The organism is Duganella callida, from assembly GCF_004614165.1.
GTDB lineage: Bacteria > Pseudomonadota > Gammaproteobacteria > Burkholderiales > Burkholderiaceae_D > Rugamonas > Rugamonas callida.
Window position 1 is genome coordinate 1 of record NZ_SPVG01000268.1, and the last position, 16,665, is coordinate 16,665.

The 16,665-nt window shown below is 63.4% G+C and carries 15 protein-coding genes and 1 pseudogene; 8 read left to right on the forward strand and 8 right to left on the reverse strand.

The features are described from left to right. Positions 1–182: 182 nt before the first annotated feature. The 3 genes from ubiE to E4L98_RS30985 all read right to left on the reverse strand — a co-directional run bounded on the left by ubiE (position 183) and on the right by E4L98_RS30985 (position 2,831). A complete protein-coding gene (gene ubiE / locus E4L98_RS28365; RefSeq protein ID WP_135204891.1) occupies positions 183–917 on the reverse strand; it encodes a bifunctional demethylmenaquinone methyltransferase/2-methoxy-6-polyprenyl-1,4-benzoquinol methylase UbiE in 735 nt (244 codons plus the stop codon). 42 nt (positions 918–959) lie between these two features. Beyond that, entirely contained in the window at positions 960–2,306 is a 1,347-nt protein-coding gene (locus tag E4L98_RS28370; RefSeq protein ID WP_135204892.1) for an alpha/beta fold hydrolase, read from the reverse strand. Positions 2,307–2,408: 102 nt separating this feature from the next. After that, on the reverse strand, positions 2,409–2,831 hold the full coding sequence (locus E4L98_RS30985; RefSeq protein WP_371857299.1) for an LLM class oxidoreductase: 423 nt from the start codon (positions 2,829–2,831) through the stop codon (positions 2,409–2,411). A 265-nt stretch (positions 2,832–3,096) separates the two neighbouring features. Here E4L98_RS30985 and E4L98_RS30990 point away from each other — a divergent pair. Further along, positions 3,097–3,231, forward strand: a pseudogene (locus E4L98_RS30990) (aliphatic sulfonate ABC transporter substrate-binding protein); the annotation flags it as partial. Between the two features lie 588 nt (positions 3,232–3,819). Further along, the gene (locus E4L98_RS28385; protein WP_135204893.1) at positions 3,820–4,086 is read left to right on the forward strand and encodes a hypothetical protein; all 267 of its coding nucleotides are present in this window, start codon (positions 3,820–3,822) and stop codon (positions 4,084–4,086) included. Here the strand turns inward: E4L98_RS28385 and E4L98_RS28390 are convergent. From E4L98_RS28390 to E4L98_RS28405, 4 genes are all read right to left on the reverse strand, one after another. Then, positions 4,083–4,532 (reverse strand): gamma-butyrobetaine hydroxylase family protein, encoded by a 450-nt coding sequence (locus E4L98_RS28390; protein WP_135204894.1) that lies wholly within the window; start codon positions 4,530–4,532, stop codon positions 4,083–4,085. The genes E4L98_RS28385 and E4L98_RS28390 overlap by 4 nt on opposite strands. Beyond that, positions 4,529–4,960 (reverse strand): HIT family protein, encoded by a 432-nt coding sequence (locus tag E4L98_RS28395; protein ID WP_135204895.1) that lies wholly within the window; start codon positions 4,958–4,960, stop codon positions 4,529–4,531. Before E4L98_RS28395 ends, E4L98_RS28390 begins: the two co-directional genes overlap by 4 nt. 2 nt (positions 4,961–4,962) lie before the next feature. Then, positions 4,963–8,973, reverse strand: a complete 4,011-nt coding sequence (locus E4L98_RS28400) for a DUF3683 domain-containing protein (RefSeq protein ID WP_135204896.1) — start codon at positions 8,971–8,973, stop codon at positions 4,963–4,965. Between the two features lie 224 nt (positions 8,974–9,197). Beyond that, the gene (locus E4L98_RS28405; RefSeq protein ID WP_135204897.1) at positions 9,198–9,689 is read right to left on the reverse strand and encodes a YqaA family protein; all 492 of its coding nucleotides are present in this window, start codon (positions 9,687–9,689) and stop codon (positions 9,198–9,200) included. A 170-nt stretch (positions 9,690–9,859) separates the two neighbouring features. Here E4L98_RS28405 and ilvA point away from each other — a divergent pair, with 170 nt between their 5' ends. The 3 genes from ilvA (at position 9,860) to queF (ending at position 13,005) form a co-directional block, all read left to right on the forward strand. Next, complete coding sequence (ilvA, locus tag E4L98_RS28410) at positions 9,860–11,395, forward strand: threonine ammonia-lyase, biosynthetic (protein ID WP_135204898.1); 1,536 nt, start codon at positions 9,860–9,862, stop codon at positions 11,393–11,395. Positions 11,396–11,473: 78 nt separating this feature from the next. Continuing rightward, the gene (locus E4L98_RS28415) at positions 11,474–12,124 is read left to right on the forward strand and encodes a zinc ribbon domain-containing protein (protein ID WP_135204899.1); all 651 of its coding nucleotides are present in this window, start codon (positions 11,474–11,476) and stop codon (positions 12,122–12,124) included. Positions 12,125–12,171: 47 nt separating this feature from the next. Next, the gene (gene queF, locus E4L98_RS28420; protein ID WP_135204919.1) at positions 12,172–13,005 is read left to right on the forward strand and encodes an NADPH-dependent 7-cyano-7-deazaguanine reductase QueF; all 834 of its coding nucleotides are present in this window, start codon (positions 12,172–12,174) and stop codon (positions 13,003–13,005) included. Positions 13,006–13,059: 54 nt separating this feature from the next. Here queF and E4L98_RS28425 read toward each other — a convergent pair whose 3' ends face one another. Continuing rightward, a complete protein-coding gene (locus E4L98_RS28425; protein WP_135204900.1) occupies positions 13,060–13,896 on the reverse strand; it encodes an SDR family oxidoreductase in 837 nt (278 codons plus the stop codon). An 89-nt stretch (positions 13,897–13,985) separates the two neighbouring features. Here E4L98_RS28425 and E4L98_RS28430 point away from each other — a divergent pair, with 89 nt between their 5' ends. The 3 genes from E4L98_RS28430 to hprK all read left to right on the forward strand — a co-directional run bounded on the left by E4L98_RS28430 (position 13,986) and on the right by hprK (position 16,656). Continuing rightward, positions 13,986–14,900, forward strand: a complete 915-nt coding sequence (locus E4L98_RS28430) for an AraC family transcriptional regulator (RefSeq protein WP_135204901.1) — start codon at positions 13,986–13,988, stop codon at positions 14,898–14,900. 285 nt (positions 14,901–15,185) lie between these two features. Further along, on the forward strand, positions 15,186–15,668 hold the full coding sequence (locus tag E4L98_RS28435; RefSeq protein ID WP_135204902.1) for a PTS sugar transporter subunit IIA: 483 nt from the start codon (positions 15,186–15,188) through the stop codon (positions 15,666–15,668). A 52-nt stretch (positions 15,669–15,720) separates the two neighbouring features. Beyond that, a complete protein-coding gene (gene hprK / locus E4L98_RS28440) occupies positions 15,721–16,656 on the forward strand; it encodes an HPr(Ser) kinase/phosphatase (protein ID WP_135204903.1) in 936 nt (311 codons plus the stop codon). Positions 16,657–16,665: the final 9 nt, after the last annotated feature.

A 16,665-nucleotide genomic window follows, 5' to 3' on the forward strand; every position in this document is an offset into this window, starting at 1 on the left:
GCCTGGCGCGGCGCCTGCTGTGGCGCGGGCGCCGGCGCCGGCATGCGGCTGACGTTTTGCGACTGGCGGCCGATCGACCGGCCGCCGCCCATCGGACGCGCCGTGGCTTCCGCCAGCAGCGAGGCGGCGGAGATGGCGATCATGGCGCCAATCAGGATTTTCTTCAGGTTCATATTCACTCCTTACATCTTGATACCGGTGTGCAAAGCGGCCACACCCGCCGTCAGGTTGTAGTACGTGACGCGCTCCAGGCCCGCTTCTTCCATCATGGTTTTCAGCGTTTCCTGGTCCGGATGCATGCGGATCGATTCGGCCAGATAGCGGTAGCTGTCGGCGTCGTTGGCGATCTTCTGGCCCATCCACGGCAAAATCTTGAACGAGTACAGGTCGTACGGTTTTTGCAGCGGCTCCGCCACTTTCGAGAATTCCAGCACCAGCAGCTTGCCGCCGGGCTTCAGCACGCGGCGCATTTCCTTCAGCGCCTGATCCTTGTGGGTCATGTTGCGCAGACCAAACGCCACGCTGACGCGGTCGAAGTAATTGTCCGGGAATGGCAGTTTTTCCGCGTCACACAGCAAGGTGGGGGTGATCAGGCCGCGGTTCAAGAGCCGGTCGCGGCCCACGCGCAGCATCGACTCGTTGATATCGGTCAGCCAGACTTCACCGGTCGGGCCGGCCTGCTTGGCGAAGACCTTGGCCAGATCGCCCGTGCCGCCGGCGATGTCCAGGCACTTGAAACCGGGACGCACAGCCGCGTTGGCGATGGTGAACGCCTTCCACACGCGGTGCAGGCCGGCCGACATGACGTCGTTCATGATGTCGTACTTGGCGGCGACGGAATGGAAAACCTTGGCAACTTCGCGGACTTTGTCTTCTTCCGCGACGGTCTTGTAACCGAAGTGAGTGGTATTGGTCATGATATGCGGGCCTGTTAGTTTGCCTGCATTATACAAGACGCACTATTGCCCGCTCAGGTGTTGCCAGGTCAGTCCGAGGGCGGCGCGCTTGGGAAAGCCCTTCCACAGTCCCGGATCTTCCTTGATGGTGCCGTCGGCTTGCAAAGGTGGCAAGTCCAGATAGGACTGGAATGGCTCGTTTTTTAACTGTATGCCGAGGAAGGCGGTGACGAAGTGCTGGTTGATGTTGTTGATGCGCCGGCTGTCCCACAACGGTTCGGAATAGGACTGGAAGTCGTCGAAATTGCGCCACATGGCCGGCGACGGCGGATTCGGCGCCGAGTTATGGCGGCCGCCGACGTAGGTCAGCAGGTAGCGGTCGGCGTGGACGGTCTTCCGGAACAGCTGCAGCACGCCATCCTGATAGCCGGCGACGTCGTCCTGGTCGCCACTGATGAACAGCACCGGCGTGCGCACGCCGGCCAGGCCGGCATCGTCCCACACCTTGTGCGCGCCGCCCCAAGGCGCAAACGCCACCACGGCCTTGATGCGCGCATCGCGCGCGGCCTCGTATTGCGGATTGCCCTGCTGATTGACGGCCAGCTTGCCCCCGGGGACGTAAGCCGCAGCCGCCGCGCTGACGCCCGCGCCCACCGTGTTCAGCGCACCGTAGCCGCCCATGGAATAGCCGATCAGCGCGGTGTTGTCGGCATCGACCACGCCCGCCAGGAAGTTGCCGCTGCCAGGTTTGGCCCAGCCGGCCACGGTGTCGAGCACAAACAGATCGTCGAGACGGCGGTTCAGCAATGTGCTGGCAAAACCGGCCTTGTCGGCGCGCGTGGATTCCGGATGGTCGATTGCCACCACCACGTAGCCCTTGGATGCGAGGTTCTCGGTCAGGTAGCTCATCTGCAGGCGCGAGCCGGGGTAGCCGTGCGACAGCAGCACCAGCGGATAACGCCCCGACACAGGTAAAGCGCCCGTCGGGCCAGCGGCGACTTCAGCCAGGCCGGCGCCGGACGCGGCGCCCGGCGGCAGCGGCGCGGCGTCGCGGACGGCACGGCCATTGAACCGGAATGGCGTGTTGGGTCGCTTGGGATCATTTGGTCCCGAGCCCAGAACATCGGTATAAACCGTATGCTCCTTTTGCGCCGACGACAGTCGCGCCGGATACCAGACTTCCAGCGTCAGCTTGCGCGCGTAGCGGGGATCGGGCTGCTCGGCGCTGTAACGCAGGATATCGAGCTGATCGTTGTGTGCCGCCGTCAGCGTGCGTACGCCGACCGCCAGCGGTCCACGTTTCGCCAGCTCGGGCGCGTCGGGGCGCGCGTCGCCAAAATACTCTTGCGCACCAGTCTGGCCTGCCGCCATTGCCAGCGCCAACAACAACATCCTGTGCACTGCTTTCATGCCCTCTCCTATAAACCTAAATGCCCGCGCAAGGTGCTGCCCCGGCAGGCGGTGCGGAACAGGCCGCGCCGCTGCAGCTCGGGTATCACCAGCGTGAGGAAATCATCTAAACCAGCGGGCAGCGCCGGCGCCATGAAATTGAAGCCGTCCGCCGCGTCCCGCAAACCATTCCTGCATCTGATCCGCCACCCGCCGCGCCGTGCCGGCCACCGTGAAGTGCCCGCGCCCACCGGCGAGGCGCTCGTAAAGCTGGCGTATCGTCAAGGGCTCGCCCTGCGCCAGATCGGTCAGCAACTGCTGACGACTGCGCTGACCGTCCTGCGTCTGCGGACTGCGCACCACGTTCAAAAGCCCCGCCACGGCGAAATGCGCGCCGCGGTGATTCAGCTTGTGCAGCCGGGCCGGATCGTAAGGCAGCTCGCCGGACTTGTCGCCCGTCAGCGCATCGGGGTCCCAACTATTCCACAGTCCTGTGACAACCTGATGAAATTCACGCGCCCGCGCATAACGCTCGGCGTGCGCCACATGCTGCTGGCGGCCGCCTTCTCGCCGCTGCTGCTGCCCAGCCTGACCGCCATCCGGCGCCCGGACGCGAGATCGGTGAAATCGCCGCGCTGCGCATACTTGAACGACTGGGCGTTTTGCCCGCATCGGCACGAGAGTCGCGTTCGAACCTGCTGGCCTGCGAATTGATGGCGCGCGAGAGCGCATAAGGATGAAGATGAAAAAATGGGTTACGCTGCTGTTGGCCCTCGCCTTACTGGTGAGCGCGGCCGAGATACGCACCGGCTTGCAGAAGGCCGGTCTGAAAATCGGCGACATCGTGGCGGTGTACCTGTCGCCATCGGACGCGCGCGCAGCTTTCGTCAGCGGCGGTATCGATGCGTGGGTGGCGTGGGATCCTTACTTCGCCTCGGCGCAGAAGTTTTCGGTGCGCGCCGTCTGGGCCTGGCAGCCAAAGTAGCGCACCTTGGATCCATCTAAAAGCCAGCGCCGCTGAGCAGCCTGATCTGGCAGCTCAGCCAGCGAGGCCAGCATGCATCCCACCATCTATCTCGAAACATCGGTCATCCGCCACCTGACCGATCCGCCGAGCGACAATCCCATCACCCATGCCTGCCAGCAGTTGGACGCAGCTATGCGTGGCACACCCGTTGCGATCCGCAAAATACATTTATTTCCACTTATGTACTTGAGGACATAGCGCGCGGCGACCCGCTTCGCGTCATGCGGAGAGTGGAGATTGCACGACAATTACCCTTGCTTGCCCCGCATCCAGAAATATCAAGCATCACGGAACTATTAATTGGCACCGGCTGTCTAAAGGCCAAATCCAAAGATACGGCAGCGCACATTGCCTGTGCCGCCTTTAATCGTTGCGACATTTTATTGACCTGGAATTGCGCCGATATTGCCAATGCCAGGAACTTATCGTTGATGCGATGGATTCTGAGTCAGGAACAGCAGGTATTGCCAGAACTGGTGACACCGTTCGAGTTAATGGAGAATAGCTATGAAACTTTGTGGCGTCGAGATTCCCGCTGACATCGAAATCCCCCCGCTGGATGCAGAAAGCAAAGCCGAGCTGGACGAATTGCATGAGCACCTCATCCGGAATGACGAGAAAGTCGCGCGCATGGGCCGACTACCGGGGTACAAGTACGTCGACCCTCCTGAGAATTACAAGCCCATGACAATCAGCGTTGGAACGCTGCGCGGCCTTTCACCATGGGCGCGCGCGCGCGTGCTCTACTTACTACGTGACCAGGTCACGTATTAGTGCTTGCAGCCGCAGCCGCCGGTGCCGCAGCCACCGCCCTGGGATTGCGCGGCGCTGCCGTGCGGATCGTTGAGGTGCTCGCGGCCGCTGTCGCCGTCGAAGCCGGCTTCGTGCAGGCGGTCCATGTACTTGCTCCACAACGCATCTTTCTCGTTGCCCAGCTTGTACAGATATTCCCAGGTGAAGATGCCGGTGTTGTGGCCGTCCGAGAACGTCGGCTGCACGGCGTAATTGCCCACCGGTTCGATGCCGGCGATGCCGACTTCGCGTTTGCCGATCTGTAGCACTTCCTGTCCCGGACCGTGCCCCATCACTTCCGCCGACGGCGAATACACGCGCAGCAGTTCGAACGGGATGGAGAACGACTTGCCGTCGTCGAATTCAACGTCCAGCACCCTGGACTTGTTGTGGACCGTCAGGCCGGTCGGGGTAGGTTTGCTGCTCATAATGCTTTCACTTTGTCGAGTATGGCCGCGTGCAATGCCGGCACCAGCGCCCTGCGCTGCGCCAGCACCTCCGGCGACGACGAGCGCTGCGCCACAGCCCAGGTCGGGTTGGGGAAATGCGCGTCGTCGCGGTAGCGCGGGATAACGTGCCAGTGCACGTGCGGCGTCATATTACCAAAACTCGCCAGATTGATTTTTTCCGGCGCCATCACCGCCCGTTGCGCCGACTCCACCGCCCACACCACATCCATCACGTGCACGCGGTCGGCGGCCGGCAGATCGGTCATTTCCTTGACGTGGGCATTGCATACCACACGCGTGAAGCCGGGATATTCGGCCTCGTCCACCGCCACCACCGAGACGCGCTCATCGGCCCAGATCAGCGCCGCCTCCGGCGCGGCCAGCAAATTGCACAGATCGCACGCCATGATTACACCAGCACCCGTTCGATGCCGCCGTCATTGGCGCGCTGCACATAATCCGGCAGCCAGTTCTCGCCCAGCAGATGCTTGGCGATTTCCACCACGATGTAATCGGCAGTGGTGTTGTTGTCCTCGTTGTAGCGCGACAAGCCTTGCAGGCAGGACGGGCAGCTGGTCAGGATCTTGACGTCGCCGTCGAAACCATCGGCGCGCAGCTTGCCGGCGCCCTTGGTCATTTCCTCTTCCTTGCGGAAGCGCACCTGGGTGGAGATGTCCGGCCGCGCCACCGCCAGCGTGCCCGACTCGCCGCAGCAGCGGTCGTTCTTCTCGATCTTGACGTGGTCCACGGTCGAAATCAGGCTGTTGACGATCTTGGTGCCTTCCTGCGTCTTCATCGGCGTATGGCAGGGATCGTGGTACATATAGCGCGTACCGGTCACGCCTTCCAGCCTGACGCCCTTCTCCAGCAGATATTCGTGGATGTCCATGATGCGGCAGCCGGGGAAGATCTTCTCGAATTCATAGGTCGCCAACTGGTCGTAGCAGGTGCCGCACGACACCAGCACGGTCTTGATGTCCAGATAGTTGAGCGTGTTGGCCATGCGGTGGAACAGCACGCGGTTATCGGTCATCATCTTGTCGGCCTTGTCGTACTGGCCGGCGCCGCGCTGCGGGTAGCCGCAGCACAGATAGCCCGGCGGCAGCACGGTCTGCACGCCCACTTCCCACAGCATGGCCTGCGTCGCCAGGCCGACCTGCGAGAACAGACGTTCCGAACCGCAGCCGGGGAAGTAGAACACCGCTTCCGTATCGGCCGTGGTGGCCTTTGGATTGCGGATGATCGGGATCACCTTGTCGTCCTCGATGTCGAGCAGCGCGCGCGCGGTCTTCTTCGGCAGGTTGCCCGGCATTTTCTTGTTGATGAAGTGGATCACCTGCTCGCGCACCGGCGGCTTGCCCACCGACGGCGGCGGCGCCTTGGTCTGCTTTTTGGCGAACTTCTTCAGGATGTCGTTACCCAGGCGCTGGGCCTTGTAGCCAAGCCCGATCATCGCCGCGCGGGTGGCGTTGATGGTGGCCGGATCGGTGGCGTTCAGGTAGAACATGGCCGCCGCCTTGCCCGGGTTGAAGCTCTTCTTGTCCATCTTGCGCAGCAGATTGCGCATGTTCATCGACACGTCGCCGAAGTCGATGTTGACCGGACAGGGTGTCACGCACTTGTGACAGACGGTGCAGTGATCGGCCACGTCCTCGAATTCTTCCCAGTGCTTGATCGAGATGCCGCGGCGGGTCTGTTCCTCGTACAGGAAAGCTTCGATCAGCGACGAGGTCGCCAGAATCTTGTCACGCGGCGAGTACAGCAGGTTGGCGCGCGGCACGTGGGTCGAGCACACCGGCTTGCACTTGCCGCAGCGCAGGCAATCCTTGACGCTGTTGGCAATCGCGCCGATATCGCTTTGCTGCATGATCAGCGATTCATGGCCCATCAGGCCGAACGATGGCGTGTAGGCGTTGCTCAGGTCGGCATCCATGCCTTCCAGGTTCAGCAGCTTGCCCTTGTTGAAGCGGCCTTCCGGATCGACGCGCAGCTTGTAATCGCGGAACGGGCCGATTTCATCCTCGTTCAGGAATTCCAGCTTGGTGATGCCGATGCCGTGCTCGCCCGAGATCACGCCGTTCAGCGAACGCGCCAGGGTCATGATGCGCGCCACGGCCTGGTGCGCCAGTTGCAGCATCTCGTAGTGGTCCGAGTTCACCGGCAGATTGGTGTGCACGTTGCCGTCGCCGGCGTGCATGTGCAGCGCGACGAACACGCGGCCGCGCAGCACGCGCTGGTGGATGGCGGTGGTCTCGTCCAGGATCAGCTTGTAGGCGGCGCCGTTGAAGATCTGGCGCAGCACGGCGCGGATTTCCTGCTTCCAGCTGATGCGGATGGTGCGGTCCTGCACCACGTCGAACAGCGTGGCTTGCGGCTGGGTTTGCAGACGCTGGTCCAGCGCCGGCAACAGCGTCTGCAGGCCGTGTTCGCCGAGCTCGCCCACGGCGGAGGCCAGCGGTTTGTCCAGTTCACCCAGCAGATAGGTCCAGCGCGCATGCACCTGGCTCAACAATGCTTGCGCCTGTTGCTGGCGGTCGCCCAACATTTCCGCGTCGCCGACCTTGTCGTCGGCATCGTCGCTCTTGCCGATCGGCAGATTGCCGGCGGCGAAGAAGGCTTGCAGCTCATCGACCAGCTGCAGCTTGTTGCGGATCGACAGCTCGATATTGATGCGCTCGATACCGTCGGTGTACTCGCCCATGCGGTTCAGCGGGATCACCACGTCTTCGTTGATCTTGAAGGCGTTGGTGTGCTTGGCGATGGCGGCCGTGCGGGCGCGGTCCAGCCAGAACTTCTTGCGCGACTCGGGACTGACGGCGACGAAACCCTCGCCCACGCGGGTGTTGGCCAGGCGTACCACCTCCGAGGCGGCTTGCGCCACCGCGTTTTCATCATCGCCGACGATGTCGCCGAACAGCGCCATCTTCGGCAGCACGCCGCGCTTGGACTTGGTGGCGTAGCCGACCGCGCGCAGATAGCGCTCGTCCAGGTGCTCCAGGCCGGCCAGACGCAGGGTCGCGTATTGCTCGCCCCTGGCCGGCAGGCCGTCCAGGTAATCCTTGATTTCCACGATCGACGGAATCGCATCGCGCGCCTGGCCGAAGAATTCCAGGCAGACCGTACGCGTGAACTTCGGCATCTTGTGCAGAATCCAGCGGCCGGAGGTGATCATGCCGTCGCAACCTTCCTTCTGCACACCGGGCAGGCCGGCCAGGAACTTGTCGGTCACGTCCTTGCCCAGCCCTTCCTTGCGGAACTTGCGGCCTTCGATTTCCAGGATCTCGGTCTTGAACGGCTCGCCTTTGGCTTCACCGCGTGCGCTCGGGTGGGTCCATTCCAGCTGGAAGCGGGCCAGCGGCGTATCGTGGATCTTGGAAAGATTGTGGTCCAGGCGGGTGACTTCCAGCCAGTCGCCGTTCGGATCGACCATGCGCCACGAGGCCAGATTGTCCAGCGCCGTGCCCCACAGCACGGCCTTCTTGCCGCCGGCGTTCATGGCGATGTTGCCGCCGACGGTGGAGGCGTGCGCCGAGGTCGGATCGACCGCGAACACGAAGCCGGCCTTCTCGGCCGCTTCCGACACCTTGTTGGTGATCACGCCGGCGCCGGTGTGGATGGTCGCGTATTCGCGGTCCAGGCCCGGCAGCACCTGCATTTCCACCGCGCCGATGTTGAGCAGCTTTTCGGTGTTGATCACGGCCGACATCGGTGTCAGCGGAATCGCGCCGCCGGTGTAGCCGGTGCCGCCGCCGCGCGGGATGATGGTCAGGCCCAGTTCGATACAGCCTTTGACCAGGCCGGCCAGTTCCTCTTCGCCATCGGGGGTCAGCACCACGAACGGATACTCGACGCGCCAGTCGGTGGCGTCGGTCACGTGGCTGATGCGCTTCATGCCGTCGAAGCAGATGTTGTGCTTGTCGGTGTAGCGGCCCAGCACCTTGTAGGTGCGCTTGCGCAGATCGTAGACCTGCTTGAATTCCTCGCCGAAGTCGGCCACCGCCTTGCCGGCCGCGCGCAGCAGCTTGACCACGTTGGCGCTGCGCTGGCGCGATGCTTCATCGTTCTCCGCTTCGTCGACGCTGAGGCGGCGCTTGTCCACCTCGGCCAGACGGTGATGCAGCGCGGTGATCAGTTCCTGGCGGCGCTTGGGGTTGTCCAGCAAATCGTCCTGCAGATACGGGTTGCGGCGCACGGCCCAGATATCGCCCAGCACCTCGTACAGCATGCGCGCCGAACGGCCGGTCTGGCGCGCCCCGCGCAGCGAATCCAGCAGCGACCACGATTCCTCACCCAGCAGGCGGATCACGATCTCGCGATCGGAAAACGACGTGTAGTTATAAGGAATTTCCCGCAGGCGCGTGGCCTCCGGACCGTGGGGCGTTTCCGCCAGCAAAGCTTGGATTTGAGCAGGGGCGTTCATTATGCGATTCAGACAGTAGACAGTACCCGGGAGGGCCATTCTAGCCTATTGCGGCGCACCACGAGGGAACAGCCTTAGATGGCCTAAGGACTCTGCTTCAGCCAAAAACCCGGCAAAAATTTGTAAATCATCTGCATTGCCGGCAGGATCATGCAAATCAATGACGACAAACTGAATCAAATTTATGCATAAGCTTATGCCGCAATATGATTACTTGCACCAGATTAGCTCAGCATTTGCCCGATTCGATGCCACACTCCGTCCGGCACGTACAACAGCAGGCTGGTCATGGTCAGATAGCGCAGGCCCTTGCCGATGGCCATGTAGGCCACGCTGGGCCAGAACGGCAGCCGCAACCAACCGCCCAGCGTGCACAGCGGATCGCCGATGCCGGGCAGCCAGGCCAGCAACATGGTCTTGGCGCCGTAGCGCTCCAGCCAGTGAAACCAGCGGCTTTTGCGTTCTTTGGCAAAGGTCTGCTTGGCTTGATAGCCCATCCAGTAATCGATGGCCCCGCCGATGGTATTGCCGACCGTGGCGACGCCGATCACGCTCCAGAACAATGCCTGATTGGCCTTGATCACCGCAAACACCGCCGGCTCCGAGCCCAGCGGCACCAGCGTGGCCGACACCAGGCTGATGATGAACACCGAGGTCAGGCCAACTTCCGGCGCCGCGAGCAGGTGCAGCAGCCAGCTAATTGCAGATTCGACCATCGGTTTCTTTGAGCTGAGGGAAAGGTGTCATTATAATGAGTCCACACCGCACGATTGAATAGTCCGGTCCCAGCCCATCCAGCCCGGACCTGCGCCCCTGCTCCACCCGGTCACCCGCCGGATAGTTAGCATCGAAGATTCCCGAAGTTGAACCTCTTTGTCTGCCGAATATGACTACCGACTATCTGAAGAAAGTACTGACCGCGCGCGTCTATGACGTTGCTGTTGAAACCCCGCTGGAACTGGCGCCGACCCTGTCGCAGCGCTATGAAAACCGAATTTATTTCAAGCGCGAGGACATGCAGGACGTGTTCAGCTTCAAGATTCGGGGCGCCTATAACAAGATGGCCCATCTGTCCGACGCGCAGCGCAAGCGCGGCGTGATTTGCGCCTCGGCCGGCAACCACGCCCAGGGCGTGGCCTTCTCCGCCAACCGCATGGGCTGCCGCGCCGTCATCGTCATGCCGACCACCACGCCACAAGTGAAGGTGGATGCGGTGCGCGCGCGCGGCGGCGCCGATGTCGAGGTGGTGCTGCACGGCGAGTCCTACACCGACGCCTACAACCACGCGCTGACGCTGGAAAAGGAACAGAAGCTGACCTTCGTGCACCCGTTCGACGACCCCGACGTGATCGCCGGCCAGGGCACCATCGGCATGGAAATCCTGCGCCAGCATTCCGGCCCCATCCACGCCATCTTCGTGCCCATCGGCGGCGGCGGCCTGATCGCCGGCATCGCCGCTTACGTCAAGCAGATCCGCCCGGACATCAAGATCATCGGCGTGCAGTCGCTGGATTCCGATGCGATGGCGCGCAGCCTGAAGGCCGGCGAGCGCGTCACCCTGGCCGACGTCGGCCTGTTTGCCGACGGCACCGCGGTGCGCCTGGCCGGCGAGGAAACCTTCCGCCTGGCGCAGCTGTACGTGGACGAGGTGGTGGTGGTCGATACCGACGCCATCAGCGCCGCCATCAAGGACGTGTTCACCGACACCCGCAGCATCCTGGAGCCGTCCGGCGCGCTGGCCATCGCCGGCGCCAAGGCCTACGTCGAGCGCGCCGCGCTGACCAAGGACCCGATCAGGAACGAAACCCTGATCACCATCGCCAGCGGCGCCAACATGAACTTCGACCGCCTGCGCTTCGTCGCCGAGCGCGCCGAGCTGGGCGAGGCGCGCGAGGCGCTGTTCGCCGTCACGCTGCCCGAGCAGCGCGGCAGCTTCCGCCGCCTGTGCCAGCTGGTCGGTTCGCGCAACGTCACCGAGTTCACCTACCGCATCAGCGACAAGGATGACGCCCACGTGTTCTGCGGCGTGCAGATCGCCGACCGCAACGAATCGGGCGCGCTGGCGCGACGCTTCGAGGAACACGGCTTCAAGGCGCTGGACCTGACCCACGACGAGCTGGCCAAGACCCACTTGCGCCATCTGGTCGGCGGCAAGAGCCCGCTGGCCGACAACGAGCTGCTGTACCGCTTCGAGTTCCCCGAACGTCCGGGCGCGCTGATGCGCTTCCTCGATTCGATGGCGCCGAACTGGAACATCTCGCTGTGCCATTACCGCAGCCAGGGCGGCGACGTCGGCCGCATCGTCATCGGCCTGCAGGTGCCGCCCGAGGAAATGAGCGATTTCGCGCAATTCCTCGCCACGCTGGGCTACCGCTACTGGGACGAGAGCGCGAACCCGGTGTACCAGCTGTTCCTCGGCTAAGGCCGCGCACGGTTGAAAGCAGGTCTGCCGCAGTCTTAATATAATTGCACGTTGGGCATATTTGACTGCGGGAGCGCCATGTCTACCGAAATGCAGTTTTCCAGCAATTATCAGGATCTCAGCAACGCGTCCGGCGTCGATGCCGGCTTCCAGTTCGAGTTTTACTGCCAGCGCTGCAGCGACCGCTGGCGCACCCGTTTCGAGCCGTATCGCAGCGGCCAGGCGTCCGGCTGGGTGCAGAAGGGCGCCAGCCTGTTCGGCGGCCTGCTCGGCAGCGCCAGCAGCGTGCTGAACGGCGTCGCCGAGGCCGGCTGGCACAGCGCGCGCGACGACGCCTTCACCGGCGCGGTGGCCGCGGCCAAGGCCCATTTCAACCGTTGCGGCGATTGCCACCGCTATGTGTGCGAACCGTGCTTCGACGCGGCCAAGGGGCTGTGCTTCAATTGCGCGCCGAATGTCAACGTCGCCATCACCCAGGCCCGCGCGCAGGGCGAGATCACCGGCGCGCGCGAAGTGGCCACCGAGGAGGGTTATGCCCGCGGCCGCCAGCGCGACGCCACCCCAGCCATGCAACTGGTCTGCCCGCAGTGCCGCACCGAGACGCATGGCGCCAAGTTTTGTCCCGAGTGCGGTTTCAGGATGGCGCAGCAGGTGGCGTGCAGCCATTGTTCCACCATGCTGGAGCCGGGCACCAAGTTTTGCACCGAGTGCGGCCAGCGGCAGACGTGACGCCGGCGCGTTACAATGTCGCCACCTCCATCGTCTTTCCCGCTCACATGACCAACACCGCCGACCAGTCCCCGCTGGGGAAAACCTCTGCCTATCGCACCGATTACGCGCCGGAACTGCTGTTCCCCATCCCGCGCCAGGGCAAGCGCGACGAGCTGGGCTTGTCGGGCACGCTGCCGTTCTTTGGCGTCGATATCTGGAACGCGTATGAGATTTCGTGGCTGAACCTGCGCGGCAAGCCGCAGGTGGCGATTGCGCGCATCACCTTCCCGGCCGACTCGCCCAACATCATCGAATCGAAGTCGTTCAAGCTGTACCTGAACTCGTTCAACCAGACCCGGCTGGAAAACGTCGCGGCGCTGAAGGCGCTGCTGCAGCAGGATCTGTCGGCCGCGGCCGGCGGCAATGTGCACATCATCCTGACCCAGCCGGAAGAGTTCGGCATGGTGAGCATGGGCGAGCTGGACGGGCTGCTGCTGGACCGCCTCGATATCGAGGTCGACAACTACAGCCCGTCCCCGGACATCCTGAGCGCCGCCTTCGACGAAGAGCCGGTCGAGGAAAAACTGGTCTCGCACCTGTTGAAGTCGAACTGCCTGGTCACCGGCCAGCCGGACTGGGCCAGCGTGCAAATCCATTACGCCGGTCCGCAGATCGACCAGGAAAGCTTGCTCAAATACCTGATCGGCTTCCGCGAGCACAACGAATTCCACGAGCAATGCGTGGAGCGCATCTTTGTCGACATCCTGCGCCAGTGCCAGCCGCAGCAGCTGGCCGTGTACGCGCGCTACACGCGCCGCGGCGGGCTGGACATCAACCCATGGCGCAGCAACTTCAGCACCGCGCAGAAGCCGCCGAACCTGCGCAACGCGCGCCAGTAAGCCAGCGGTGCGCGGCGCCCCAGGCGTCTGACTGCGCGCACGCCGCGGCGCAAGTTACGCGCCGACCGGTGCGTCGGTCGAGAATGCCAGGTCCCTCTGCGCTTCCAACTCGGCCAGGCGCGCCGACAATGCGCGCTGCATGCCGGTCCAGGCATCGCTGCCCAGCGCCAGCCGTTTCGGCGCCGGCGTCTGCGCCACACTGGCGATCATCAGTTCCACCATTTTGGCCGGATCGCCGATGGGCACGGCTTTGCGTTCCTCCAGCATACGACGCGCCAGACTGGCTGGCGTGCCGTCGTAGGCTGCCAGCCGCGGCGCCAGCTGCGAACTGCCATAACGGAATTGCGTGCGCGCGCCACCCGGCTCGACAATGGTCACGCCGATATTGAAGCCGGCCACTTCCTGCTGCAGGGCATCGGCAAAGCCCTCGATGCCCCACTTGGCAGCGTGATACAGCGAAGCGCCGGGCATCGCCATCTGTCCGCCCATGGTGGAAATTTGCAGGATGCGGCCGCCGCCCTGCGCGCGCAGATGCGGCAAGGCAGCGCGCGCCACTTGCATCGAGCCGATCAGATTGGTCTGAATCTGTTGCACGAGCTGCTCGTCGGTCACCTCTTCGGCCGCGCCGAACAAGCCGTAGCCCGCATTGTTGACGATGACATCGATACGCCCAAGCGCGCCATAGGCGGCGTCCACCGCGCGCCGCACGGCGGGCGTGTCGCGCACATCCAGTTGCGCCAGCCACAGCCGATCGCCATAGCGCGCAGTCAAATCGGCCACGCTGTCCAGCTTGCGCACCGTGCCCGCCACACGCTCGCCGCGCGCCAGCAGTTGTTCAGCCATCAAACGGCCAAAGCCGCTGCTGATGCCGGTAATCATCCAGTTGCTCATGCATCCTCCTCGTGAAAACGCCACGATACGGTCAGCAGCCCAGATTTTGAATACTTGAAAGTCGCTAATTCATGCGCAATAATCTGAGGATGAGCGATCCCCTTTCCGATGTCCTGCGCCTGGTCAGCGCACACTCCGTCGTCTCGGGCGGGCTGGTGGCGGGCGGTTCCTGGGCCATCGCCTTCCCGGCGGTGGGCACCATCAACTTTTTCGGCATCCTGCGCGGCAGCTGCTGGCTGATCCATGGCGACCAGCCGCCACAGCGCATCGGCGCCGGCGACATCTTGCTGCGCTCGGCGCACAAGCAGCTGATACTGTGCAGCGACCTCGATGCCGCGCCCGTCGATCTCTACACCGTGGTGGCCGGCAAGAAAGAGGGCATGAGCCGCCTCGGCGCCGGCGATGACTTCTTCATGTTGGGCGGGAAAGTCGCGCTCGATGCCGACAGTGGCAAGTTGCTGCTCGACGCGCTGCCGGCCACCATCCGCATCGCCGCCGGCTCGCCGCACGCGGCCGGGATGCAATGGCTGCTGCAACAACTGGTGCAGGAACAGACCAGCGCCCTGCCCGGCACTGGCGCGGCCTCGTCGCAGCTGGCGCATCTGCTGTTCATCCAGGTCCTGCGCGCGTACCTGGCAGATGCCGGTACGGACGCCGCGGGCTGGCTGCGGGCCGCCAGTGATCCGCGGCTGGCGCCGGTGCTATCGATGTTGCATGACGAGCCAGGCCGCAACTGGCAGCTGGGGCAATTGGCCAAGGCCGCCGGCATGTCGCGCGCCAGCTTTGCCGCCTATTTCAAAATCGTGGCCGGCGTCGCGCCGCTGACCTATCTGGCGCACTGGCGCATGCGGCTGGCGGCCCGCGACCTGCGCGGTGAAAGCACTACCTTGGCCGTGCTGGCCCAGCGTTACGGCTATGGTTCCGAGAGCGCCTTCAGCAATGCGTTCAAGCGCATCACTGGCTACGCGCCAAAAAGCTACCGAACGATGAAATCAGGCGTATGATGAGATCCACAACGTCTGTTGCCGGACCGTTCGGCATCGCCATCGCCGAAAACGAGAAAAAACGGTAAATCGGGGCGGTTTGTCGCAAAAAACCGGTGTTTTCCAAGAATTGTGAACAGAAATAGCCAATCGTTTCTGCAGTGCATTTTTACCAGCTGATGGCTGGGCCCGTTACGGGCGCAAACGCAACGTCGGTGCGAGCAAAGTGAGTTACACGGGGACCAAACCAGCCTATAATTCTGCTCGCGTGACACCCTTGTGCGGTGCAACATCACCTGTCGTATTATGAACAACCTGAGCAAAATACTTTCTCTCGAGAACGTACTGCTGGACCTGGAAGTTTCCAGCAAAAAGCGCGCTTTCGAGCAAGCCGGTCTGATCTTCGAAAACAATTGCGGTATCGCCCGCTCCACCGTCTCGGATAACCTGTTCGCGCGCGAGCGCCTCGGTTCGACCGGTCTGGGCCATGGCGTCGCCGTGCCGCACGGCCGCATCAAGGGCATGAAGAGCCTGAAGTCGCCGCTGGCCGCGTTCGTGCGCCTGGCCGAGCCGATTCCGTTCGAGTCGCCGGACGGCAAGCCGGTGAACCTGTTGTTCTTCCTGCTGATTCCGGACCACGTGACCCAGCAGCACCTCGAGATCCTGTCCGAGATCGCCGAGATGTTCTCCGACGACGCCTTCCGCAGCGCGCTGAGCACCGACACCGATCCGAAATCGGTGCACTCGCGCATCACCAACTGGCTGCCGACGCTGCAAGCCACCGGCTGACAGGGATGGGTTAAACTAGGGATAGTTCAACCCATCACCATAAAGACGCCCCATGCTGCAAACTCCGCTGACGATACAACGGCTCTACGACGACAATCGCGAAAGTTTGCAGCTCGGCTGGTTCGCCGGCTTCCCCGGCGGCGACCGCCAGATCTCGGGCGACGTGGCGTCCGCCGCCGACCAGGTCGGCCACCTGAACACCATCCACCCGGGCCGCATCCAGGTCTTCGGCCACCAGGAAATCAACTACTACCAGCGCCTGAAATCGCTGACGCGCGCGCACGTGATCGGCGAGCTGATCGCCGGCGGGCCGCCGGCGCTGATCATTGCCCAGGGGCTGGAAACGCCGCCCGACATCCTGGCCATCTGCGACGAGAAAAACATCCCGCTGTTTTCGACCCCGTTGCCGGCGGCACAGGTGATCGACTTCCTGCGCGTCTACCTGTCGAAGAAGCTGGCGCAGCGCATCATCATGCACGGCGTGTTCATGGACGTGCTGGGCGTGGGCGTGCTGATCACCGGCGACTCCGGCCTCGGCAAGAGCGAGCTGGGCCTGGAACTGATTTCGCGTTCGCACGGGCTGGTGGCCGACGACGCGGTGGAGTTTTCGCGCATCGCGCCCAACATGATCGAGGGCCGCTGCCCACCGCTGCTGCAGAACCTGCTGGAAGTGCGTGGCCTGGGCCTATTGGACATCAAGGCCATCTTTGGCGAAACCGCCGTGCGCCGCAAGATGCGGCTGAAGCTGATCGTGCACCTGGTCCGCCGCGGCGCGGCCGACGAGGAAGTCGAGCGCCTGCCGTTCCAGTTCCCGACCGAGGATGTGCTGGGGCTGCCAATCCGCAAGGTGGTGATCCCGGTGGCGGCCGGCCGCAACATCGCCGTGCTGCTGGAAGCCGCCGTGCGCAACACCATCCTGCAACTGCGCGGCATCGACACCCTGCAAGAATTTATGGAGCGCCAAAGGCAAGCGATGAGCGGCGATTAACGCACCGAT